Source organism: Lysinibacillus sp. UBA6686 (genome assembly GCF_002455205.1).
Taxonomy (GTDB): Bacteria; Bacillota; Bacilli; order Bacillales_A; family Planococcaceae; genus Lysinibacillus; species Lysinibacillus pakistanensis.
In genome coordinates, this window is sequence record NZ_DKJS01000036.1 from 57,345 (window position 1) to 66,888 (window position 9,544).

General features: G+C 37.3%; 9 protein-coding genes and 2 riboswitches. Of the genes, 2 read left to right on the forward strand and 7 right to left on the reverse strand.

Annotated elements, in window-relative coordinates:
* Positions 1-4: 4 nt before the first annotated feature.
* Positions 5-577 carry a YitT family protein gene (locus tag B2R82_RS08960; RefSeq protein WP_286924525.1) on the reverse strand — a complete coding sequence of 191 codons (573 nt, stop codon included), beginning with the start codon at positions 575-577 and terminating at the stop codon, positions 5-7.
* 229 nt (positions 578-806) lie between these two features.
* Here B2R82_RS08960 and B2R82_RS08965 point away from each other — a divergent pair, with 229 nt between their 5' ends.
* Positions 807-2,102: a DUF2252 domain-containing protein gene (locus B2R82_RS08965; RefSeq protein WP_286924526.1), complete on the forward strand. Its 1,296-nt coding sequence runs from the start codon at positions 807-809 to the stop codon at positions 2,100-2,102.
* Positions 2,103-2,151: 49 nt separating this feature from the next.
* On the opposite strand, the gene B2R82_RS08970 is transcribed toward B2R82_RS08965, so the two are convergent.
* Complete coding sequence (locus B2R82_RS08970) at positions 2,152-2,673, reverse strand: DUF2179 domain-containing protein (protein WP_286924527.1); 522 nt, start codon at positions 2,671-2,673, stop codon at positions 2,152-2,154.
* 229 nt (positions 2,674-2,902) lie between these two features.
* Here B2R82_RS08970 and B2R82_RS08975 point away from each other — a divergent pair, with 229 nt between their 5' ends.
* Positions 2,903-3,100, forward strand: coding sequence for a hypothetical protein (locus tag B2R82_RS08975; RefSeq protein WP_286924528.1), 198 nt, complete (start codon positions 2,903-2,905; stop codon positions 3,098-3,100).
* 66 nt (positions 3,101-3,166) lie between these two features.
* On the opposite strand, the gene B2R82_RS08980 is transcribed toward B2R82_RS08975, so the two are convergent.
* The 5 genes from B2R82_RS08980 to B2R82_RS09000 form a co-directional block, all read right to left on the reverse strand.
* A complete protein-coding gene (locus tag B2R82_RS08980; RefSeq protein ID WP_286924529.1) occupies positions 3,167-4,504 on the reverse strand; it encodes a nucleobase:cation symporter-2 family protein in 1,338 nt (445 codons plus the stop codon).
* Complete coding sequence (locus B2R82_RS08985) at positions 4,504-5,088, reverse strand: xanthine phosphoribosyltransferase (RefSeq protein ID WP_283870421.1); 585 nt, start codon at positions 5,086-5,088, stop codon at positions 4,504-4,506. The genes B2R82_RS08980 and B2R82_RS08985 overlap by 1 nt, the downstream gene beginning before the upstream one ends.
* 353 nt (positions 5,089-5,441) lie before the next feature.
* Positions 5,442-5,543: riboswitch (purine riboswitch) on the reverse strand.
* Between the two features lie 185 nt (positions 5,544-5,728).
* Positions 5,729-7,552, reverse strand: coding sequence for an APC family permease (locus B2R82_RS08990; RefSeq protein WP_286924530.1), 1,824 nt, complete (start codon positions 7,550-7,552; stop codon positions 5,729-5,731).
* A gap of 185 nt (positions 7,553-7,737) precedes the next feature.
* A riboswitch (cyclic di-AMP (ydaO/yuaA leader) is annotated at positions 7,738-7,888 on the reverse strand.
* Between the two features lie 310 nt (positions 7,889-8,198).
* On the reverse strand, positions 8,199-8,486 hold the full coding sequence (locus tag B2R82_RS08995) for a hypothetical protein (protein WP_286924531.1): 288 nt from the start codon (positions 8,484-8,486) through the stop codon (positions 8,199-8,201).
* A 243-nt stretch (positions 8,487-8,729) separates the two neighbouring features.
* Positions 8,730-9,544 (reverse strand): S-layer homology domain-containing protein (locus tag B2R82_RS09000; RefSeq protein WP_286924532.1); only part of this gene is annotated, 815 nt, incomplete at its 5' end.

The following is a 9,544-nucleotide window of genomic DNA, read 5'->3' on the forward strand; positions in this document are numbered from 1 at the left end:
TTTTTTATTTTGGATGACTAGTCATTAAGCTGGTAGTAATGCCGACAACAAATACTGTGATAATGGACAGCATCAGTGTACTAGAGGATAAAAGGAACCCACCTACAACGATAACAATGGAATCAATCATAAATATAAGAATCCCTACATTAATGCCAGTTTTATCACATATGAACTGCGCAATTAAATCTGTACCGCCAGTGCTTGTCTGAAATCTAAGCATTAAACCTATCCCAAACCCCATAAGAATCCCACCTAATATGGCACTATAGATGGCTTCTATTTGAATAAGATTGCGAACAGGCTTCAATAAATCGATAATAAGTGAAGAGGCAATTAATCCATGTATACTATTGTAAAAATACGCTCTATATTTATACCAAGCTATTATAAAAATCGGAATACTAATGATGATAATCATTAAGCCGATTTTTAACTTGTACAAATAGTATAAAATAAGTGCTATTCCTACAACGCCCCCATCTAAAATTTGATAGGGCGTTAAGAATAAATTAATTCCTAACGATACAGCAGTACTTCCTATAAGAATAACCAGGCCTTTCGTAAAAAAATACATACAACCCCCCTCCGGGACTTAGCATGTAAATATAGTATGAAAATTTTAATATGAACATGTTATCAAATACGCCTTTGTACAAGAATACTCCCAATTTTTTTATCGAGTCCGCTCGATAAAATTCTTAATAATAGGTACACTTAAAAAATTTCATTCTTCTACTTAACAATCAAATCTTATTCCTTTATTCTCAGTATATAGTTGTAAATAAATGAAAAGAGGTATAAATATGGAACATACACTATTAGAGCGTGTAAAGAATACACGCTTACATTTAAGAAAATCTTTGCTAGCTACTATTTTTGAAGAGTTTGATGTACAGAGAATGAAATTAAGCGAAAAGCAACGAAAAGAAAAGTATGATACGATGCTAGAAAGTCCCTTCCGCTTCTTCCGCGGAAGTGCCTACTTATTTTATTTTGATGTGACAAAATCCCCCTCTATCTTCCATACCTCTGATGTTAAACCTGCATGGATACAGGGTGATATGCATATGGACAACTTTGGCGCCTTTCAAAATGAAACAGGCGACATTGTGTTTGATGTTAATGATTTCGATGAAGGCTATGTTGGCTCTTACCTCTATGATATTATTCGCATGAGTGTTAGTATTGCACTGTATCTTGAGGAGCAGGGCTTACAACAGGCTGCCCAGGAAACAGCTATTCATCATTTTTTACATAGTTATATTCATCAATTAAAACGATTTCAACGTAAGCAGGACGATCCACTGACACTAACATTCACTAAACATAATACAAAGGGGCCGATTAAACGAGTGCTGAAAAAGCTGGAAAAACGGCAACGTTCACATTTTTTACAGGATATAACGTATATTAACGATGCTGGTCAGCGTGTTTTCCAATGGAATGATGAAGTACAGCCCGTCTCTGCTGAGGAATATGCTGCTATTACCACTGTATTTCCGAGCTATAAAATTAAAGATATTGCCATCAAATACGGCTCAGGAACAGCATCTATAGGCCTGAAACGTTATTATATTTTAGTTGAGGGTCAAACAGATGCATTAGGAGTAGATGATTTAGTGCTTGAAATGAAGGAGGTTCGCACAGCCATTCCAGCTTACTTTTTGCCATATAATGAGGTTTTTTGGGAGAATTATAAGCATCAAGGGGCCCGTGTAGTCAGCACTCAAAAAGCAATGCATCATCTAGAGGACCCACATCTTGATTATGTTACAATGGATGGTCAAGAATACTACATTCGAGAGCGCTCTCCTTATAAGAAAAAGGTAAAGCCGAAAAACTATCGGGATTTAGAGGATTATATTACAACTGCTGCAACTATGGGCCAAATTGCCGCTAAAATTCATGCCCGTGCCGATGTTGATTACTCACAGGTTTTCACCTACCATAGTGAAGAGGAAATTTTAAATGCCATCGGAAAAGAGCGCCATGTATTTGTGGAAAGTAGTATTTTACAAGCAATGCGCTACAAGGAAGTCGTTTATACTGATTTTGAATTATTTAAAGAATGGGTTAACGAGAAGTTTCATAATAGTTAAAAATAGACCTCTGCTAAAAAAGCAGAGGTCTATTTTGTGGTAAATCCCATTATTTTTGCCTTACCTTCATTCGATTTAGCAAAAATCCACCTTTAAATGATTTAGGCTCATAAGAAATAATAAACGCATTTGGTTCAAATTGCTCCACGATTTGAAAGAGCTCCACCTCGCGATTTCTCTTTGTTAATATTTCATATTTATAGCGATTACTATCTCGTCCTTCACCAACATAAATGGTTACAGCAAAGCCTTCATTCCGCAGGTAATTTATGAGCTCTTCGTTTTTATTCTGAGTATTGATAGTCGTATAAACGTAGCCAATCGCAAGTTTTCGTTCGATTTTTGCACCTAAAAAAATACCTAGACCGAAACCAATGGCATAAACGACCATGGCTAACATACTTTGTTTTCCACTAAAAACTAGTGAAAGGCCAAATACATACACTAACATCTCCATCATACCGAATAAAGCAGCAAGAAAAGTAATATTTTTTACCAAAAATATTGTTCGTAATGTTAGAAAAGGCACATAAACCAATTGAAGTATTAAAATTAGAACTATACTTTGCATTTGTAAGAGACCTTTCAAAAAGTAATGATATACTCTATATATGTTTAAATAAGTAGTTACATTCTATAAAAAGCTAACATGCCGTTTATTTAGCAATTCCCGATTCATTTTATTTCAAACATCTACATGGACTAAATTCATCGGATTCCCTTTTCCGTATTACCAAGTAATCTAATGGTTCTTATGATCGTTGTTATATTAATTTTATCTGCTGTGAGATGTATTCCCAGTGGAAAGTTTCCCAACAGATATTCGTTCCTCAGATGTAGGCTTTGCAAAAGCTATTAGTCGATTAGGTTCTGCTAGTACCTTCCTGTTTCCAAGTATGGCTACAAAATACAATGCTCTCGGTACTCTAATGTCGTTTGCTTGGGCTCAAGAAACTAAAGCATTGTCTTTAAGTGATGCTAGTAATGTTTCTGAATAAATAATATAAAAATACCGACTGCTTATCAGTAATAACTAGAAGCAGCCGGCATATTATGAAGCTATATTATAACTCCCCATGCATTGGGTCTTTCTTATGCTTTGGCCCAATCATGTTGAATAAAATATTAAGGATAATCGCTGTGACTGAACCACAGACGATACCGTTAGACGTTAGAAGAGATACACTCTCTGACAGCGCATCGAAAGATGTTAGAAGAGATACACTTTCTGGCAGTGCATCGAAAATTCCTGGTACAACTGATACACCGACACCAAGACTAACTGCAATGGCAGCAATCATCGCATTTTCCGCTGACTCATTCATAACAGGTACTAACATGCCCATACCTTGCGTAATAACCATACCGAACATCGCTAGCATTGCCGCACCAAGTACTGGTGTTGGAATAATCGTTGTTAATGCTGCGATTTTTGGTAGGAAACCAAGTGCTACTAGTAATCCACCTGTGATGTAAATGACTTTACGGTCTTTTACGCCAGACATACGTGTAAGTCCCACGTTTTGTGAGAAGGTCGTATATGGGAAGGCATTGAAAATACCTCCGATCACAGAGGCAAGCCCTTCTGAACGATAGCCACGTGCTAAATCCTTTGAATCTAATTTTTTATTACAAATATCGCTTAGTGCAAAATAAACACCTGATGATTCTACTAGAGAAACCATTGCAACAAGTGTCATAGTGACAATTGCGGATGCATTAAATGTTGGCATACCGAAGTAGAAAGGTTGAACCATGTGTAACACATCTGCTTCTGAAACTGGACTAAAGTCGACCATTCCCATAATTGCTCCTAGGATTGTCCCAGCAACTAGACCGATTAAAATAGAAATCGCACGCACAAAGCCTGTAGAGAAACGATAAACCACTAAAATAATTACTAATGTAATGAATGCTAAAGCGACATTAGCGCCTGATGCAAAATCCTCTGCCCCTTGTCCACCTGCCATATTGTTCAATGCTACTGGTAATAAAGAAATACCAATAATTGATACTACAGAACCTGTCACAACCGGTGGGAAGAACTTTACTAGCTTTCCGAAAAAGCCAGCAATAATAACAACAATGACTCCTGAAGCAATAATAGAACCGTAAATATCGGTAATCCCCTGCTCAGGATTTGTCCCGATCGCAATAATTGGACTAACCGCAGTAAACGTACAGCCTAGCACTACTGGTAAACCAATACCGATAAACTTACCTGAAAACACTTGTAATAGTGTTGCGATTCCACACATCATAATGTCAATCGCCACTAAGTATGTCATTTGTGCTGAATTAAAGCCAATAGCCCCACCGATAATGAGTGGTACTAAGATGGCTCCAGCATACATCGCAAGTAAATGTTGAATCGCTAGCGTTGTCGACTTAAAGGTATTCATTACGCGCGAGCCTCCGCAGCAAATGTTACGTTGCCATCTTCTAGGGAGTCGATAATGGCTAATGATTCTACACGAACTCCTTGTTGACGTAATAATTTCCCTCCATCTTGGAAGCCTTTTTCGATAACGATACCAACACCAACCACATTGGCACCTGCTTGAGCTGCAATGTCAAGTAATCCCTTTACCGCTTCCCCATTGGCAAGGAAATCGTCAACGATTAGTACATTATCCTCTGCATTTAAGAAATTACGTGATACGGAAATATCATTTGTTTCATTTTTTGTGAATGAATGTACTTTTGAAGAAAAAAGATTATCTGATAATGTTAATGATTTACGTTTACGTGCAAACACTACTGGAGCACCGATTTCAAGCCCTAACATAACGGAAGGTGCAATTCCTGAAGATTCAATCGTTAAAATTTTTGTAATAACTTGGTCCGAAAAGCGATTGGCAAATTCATGGCCAATTTCTTTCATTAGCATTGGGTCGATTTGGTGATTTAAAAAAGAATCTACCTTTAATACTGATGAAGATAAAACTTTTCCCTCTTGCGTAATTTTGTCGTGTAGTAACTTCATTTCCTTTATATCCTTCTTTCTTATAGTAATAACTTATTATGAGCTAATAACACCCATTATAGGAAAATCTAAAAACACTCATTCCAAGTGATCAATTTCGCCTTGGCGTAATTGTTGCTGTCGCTTCGCTTTCGCACAGATAAACAATGCGTCCGGATTTTGAATTGTGCCTACACAATTTATTCCTTTGAAAATCCGTGACATCCGCCAGAGGCTTTATCTTCATTCAGNNTTGCTGAATGAAGATAAAAAAAAACGCTGAATACCTTGATTCCATTCATCTACGAGTGGAGCAAAGCATTCAGCGTAAAACGTCGAAACGAATAGAAAACATCATTACCTTATATGAGGTTTCCTAAAGCATTGCTACCCATAGTCGATTTATTTACGGTAAATCGGTAGAAACTCGCGAGCCCTATTCTCGCTATTATATGAGTGAAACGGTATGAAACTGTAAAAACTTCATTATGGCTATTCCGTTTTTCAATCCACACTTCATTCGGTATGCGCTTATAAGGCACCTTGAATAAAGTTTGATTTTTCGGAATTTACTGGTATTCTATTAATTTTTAATTGTAAACGTTCGTGTTTTACAATCAACGTACTGATTATATCAGACAATTTTCAACCTTGCTAGTCATTATTTTGATAAATGAAAAGGTACTGTCATAATGACGACATTTTTGTGAAATAACAGCGAAGCCCGAATTAATAGACTCGATTGATTGTGCAATATATGATGCCATCCTTTTTTCGGTAAAAACTGTGGAATCACAACAGTTACTTGATGCCCTGTTTTTAGACATTGGTGTTCTACCTTATCTATAAATTTCATTAACGGCTGTGTAATACTTCTATACGGAGAGTAGTATGTTACAAGCCGTATAGTTGGCTGCCACACTTTCCATTTCTCCTCAAAAGCTTTCGCATCAGCCTGATCAAAAGCTACATAAAATGCAATAATTTTATCTACGTTTAATGACTGTGCATAATGTAACGTGTTTTCCACTACCTTTGTAATTCCAGCCACAGGTACAATGAAAACATTTCCCTCAATAATTGGAAGCTCCTGATCTACTAATCTAAGCTGTTCACCTACTGCCTGATAATGATGCTTGATGCGATGAAACATTAGAATAATGATTGGTAAAAAGATAAACACCGGCCATACCTGAGGTAATTTCGTCACAAAAAACATCATGGCAACAACAAATGAGATAATTGCTCCGATTGTGTTAATTGTAAATTTAGGTATCCAGCCTTTAGGTTTTTCACGCCACCATTTTCGCATCATCCCTGCCTGTGCTAAAGTAAACGGAATAAACACCCCAACCGCATAGAGCGGAATTAAATGCTCTGTCATTCCATCAAATAAAATGATTAATACAATGGCTGCTAGGCCAAGCATCATAATACCATTCGAATAGCCTAGGCGATCTCCACGAATTTGAAAGATTCGAGGAATAAAACCATCCTTTGATAAATTAACAGCGAGTAAAGGAAAGGCTGAATATCCTGTATTCGCAGCAAGTACTAATATCATTGCCGTTGTTCCCTGAACAATATAGTAAAAAATATTTCTACCAACACTTGCCTCTGCAATTTGTGAAACTACTGTTGCTTTTGCATTTGGGGCAACTCCATAAAAATAAGCTAGGCTGACAATACCTATAAATAGTACTGCTAAAATTGCCCCCATTGCTAATAATGTTTTTGAGGCATTTCTTGGAGCCGGATCTCTAAAATTAGGGATGGCATTTGAAATAGCCTCAACACCAGTCAAAGCAGAGCTACCTGATGCAAATGCCTTTAATAATATAAATAAACTAATGCCAGCTACTGGTGTCCCAACCTTTGGATGAAGTTCTGCAAGCACCTGACCAGTCATGACGTTGTAAATCCCTACTCCAATCAGCACCAGCATCACTACTACAAACAAATAAACGGGATATGCTAGAACAGATGCTGATTCCGTTACACCCCGTAAGTTTAAAATCGTTAGACAAATAACAAAAAACACAGCAATTATAACATTATATGAATGTAAACTTGGAAATGCCGAAGTAATCGCATCGGTCCCCGCTGATACACTAACAGCAACTGTTAAAATGTAATCGACAAGTAATGATCCTCCTGCAACAAGACCAGCATTGACGCCTAAATTTTCCCGAGAAACAACATATGCCCCTCCACCATGTGGATAAGCAAAAATTACCTGACGATACGAAAAAATGAGTGCTGTTAGTAGCACAATAACCCCAGCAGCAATCGGTAGTGAATACCAAAAGGCAATTGTACTTACAGTCATAAGTACAATTAAAATTTGCTCAGGCCCATATGCCACCGATGACAAAGCATCAGATGATAAAATGGCAAGTGCCTTTGTTTTACTTAGCTTTTGTTCCCCTAATGCGTCGGATCTTAATGGTTTGCCGATAACATAACGTTTAAAGGAAGATTTCATAATAAACACCTTCTAGTTTCATAGAGTGTGTTTCGCATTTCTAAATCGATTACGCCTTCGCATAATCGGTTATACACCGGGGCTTTCTTTTTTCCCTAGAACGATGAAGATACATGGGATAAAAAAAGTCCACAAGTCATCACGAAATAAGACTTGTAGACGTTCATTCGTCTGCCAAGCTCCACTTTTCTGCTCTTAACGCTTACGAGGTTAGCTGTCGGATTCGGGCCTGAGTAGCCCTACCCTCCATAATTGAAGAGATTCACCCCAAGGATTACCTAAGTCATCCGTAAAAATTGGGTCCCCCGCGTTTAGTTGCTTCAGCGATTTAGAAATTTGAAACTTTTATAATGATGTCATATTACGCCTGTCGATTAAAAAAGTAAAGAAGAAAATTTTTCATTAAAACGTGTGAAAAACATAAGCTTCTTTAGCCATGTAAATAACAAAATTGATGATGGAATTTATACGAAAAAAGCTATCTTAAAAGTATATTCCCACTTTTAAGATAGCTAAAGCACATTGATTAAACCCTTTAATAACTTCAGTTTAAAAATCTACTTCATAATTGGAAATTATTGTTTTATTTCCTTAAGTAATTTCTCTTACCCTTAAATGTTATAGCATGGCTGGAATCTCTTTTGATTTACTTACTTCTTTCACCTTCAACATTCGTTATCAGCGAAAAACGATCCATGTAACGTTTTGTAAATATATCAGCACTTATTTTAGCTACCTTTTTACCATTCAGCTCATCTGGAATAGAAAATGCATTGGTTTCCCCATTAAAATGAATTACAGTAACAGTACCATCAGGGTTATTTCTCCAATCATAATTTCTTTCAGCTTCCTTTATGGAAAGATTAATAGACACAACAGCAAAAACAACAAACAGAACAAAAAATATAAATTGAATAAGCTTTATTTGAATCACTCCTTTTTGATCAGGGAAAATTCGCCACCTAAACAAGTAATAAGACTTCCATTTCAGGATGTTTATGTAGCAAAAATCTACGCTTAAAGCCCCAATTGGTCAAAGCGAGACTGATGAAATTCCGGTTATAACTCTTATGATAGGGACTTTAAATTTCGAGCACCATTGAGCAATGTTAATCGTTTGCTAAAAATAAAAATCCCATCAATAACTTTTTCAAATTGTTATTAATGGGATTTTAAGTTATTGTTGAAGGGCTCTGTGTAAAAATGCTGCAAACTGTGCACGTGTAATATAATCTTCTGGTTTAAAGTTACCATTATCTCCTAGTGCAATACCGTTCGCTGCAAGAATTTCAATATAATCATATGCCCAATGTGTTGCTGGGACATCATGAAATGTCTCTTTTTTCTTTGATGTTAAATGAAATGCTAGCACCAATACTTTTGCCATCTGAGCGCGTGTCATATTGGCTGTAGGATTAAAGTTTCCATTCACTCCGTCAAATAGCCCTGCCTGTTGTACTCGCTGGATAACCTCAGCGTATGGATGAGTCGCAGAGATATCATTAAATGCCAACGCTTCTTTTTTCGGCTCTAGCTCCATTGCCCTTGCTAGCATCAGGGCAACATGCTGACGCTGAACAGGAGCATTAGGCTTAAATGTGCCATCTGAATACCCTGTAATTACGCCTTGTTTAGCCATGGTCTGAATCATTGTCCATGCCCAGTGATCCTTAGGGACATCTGAGAAAGTGCTGTCTTCTTCTGGTTGAGGTGTTGGCTTAGGTGGTTGTGGCTCAACCGGCTCTTCTGGCACAGAATCTGGTTTCTCAGGCTTGGGCTGCTCTGGAGTCGGTTTTGGATGTTCTGGTACTGGTGTTGGCTCTTTAGGGATTGGAGTTGGGTTAGGTGTAGGATTTGGACTATACCCTCCGCCACCTGTTGAGCTATCTACTCTCCACTTTGCATAAAGCTTTGTATCCTCTGTTACTACATTAGTATCAAAATACCATTGCGTTGTAAAGGTTTGGTCTTTATACCAGCCTTCAAATACAT

Bases quoted from the DNA above. Each gene is read 5' to 3' on its own strand.
- B2R82_RS08990 (WP_286924530.1), bottom strand. From the start codon at position 7,552: ATGAAATCTTCCTTTAAACGTTATGTTATCGGCAAACCATTAAGATCC.
- B2R82_RS08965 (WP_286924526.1), top strand. From the start codon at position 807: ATGGAACATACACTATTAGAGCGTGTAAAGAATACACGCTTACATTTA.
- B2R82_RS08985 (WP_283870421.1), bottom strand. From the start codon at position 5,088: ATGAAGTTACTACACGACAAAATTACGCAAGAGGGAAAAGTTTTATCT.
- B2R82_RS08970 (WP_286924527.1), bottom strand. From the start codon at position 2,673: ATGCAAAGTATAGTTCTAATTTTAATACTTCAATTGGTTTATGTGCCT.
- B2R82_RS08980 (WP_286924529.1), bottom strand. From the start codon at position 4,504: ATGAATACCTTTAAGTCGACAACGCTAGCGATTCAACATTTACTTGCG.
- B2R82_RS08960 (WP_286924525.1), bottom strand. From the start codon at position 577: ATGTATTTTTTTACGAAAGGCCTGGTTATTCTTATAGGAAGTACTGCT.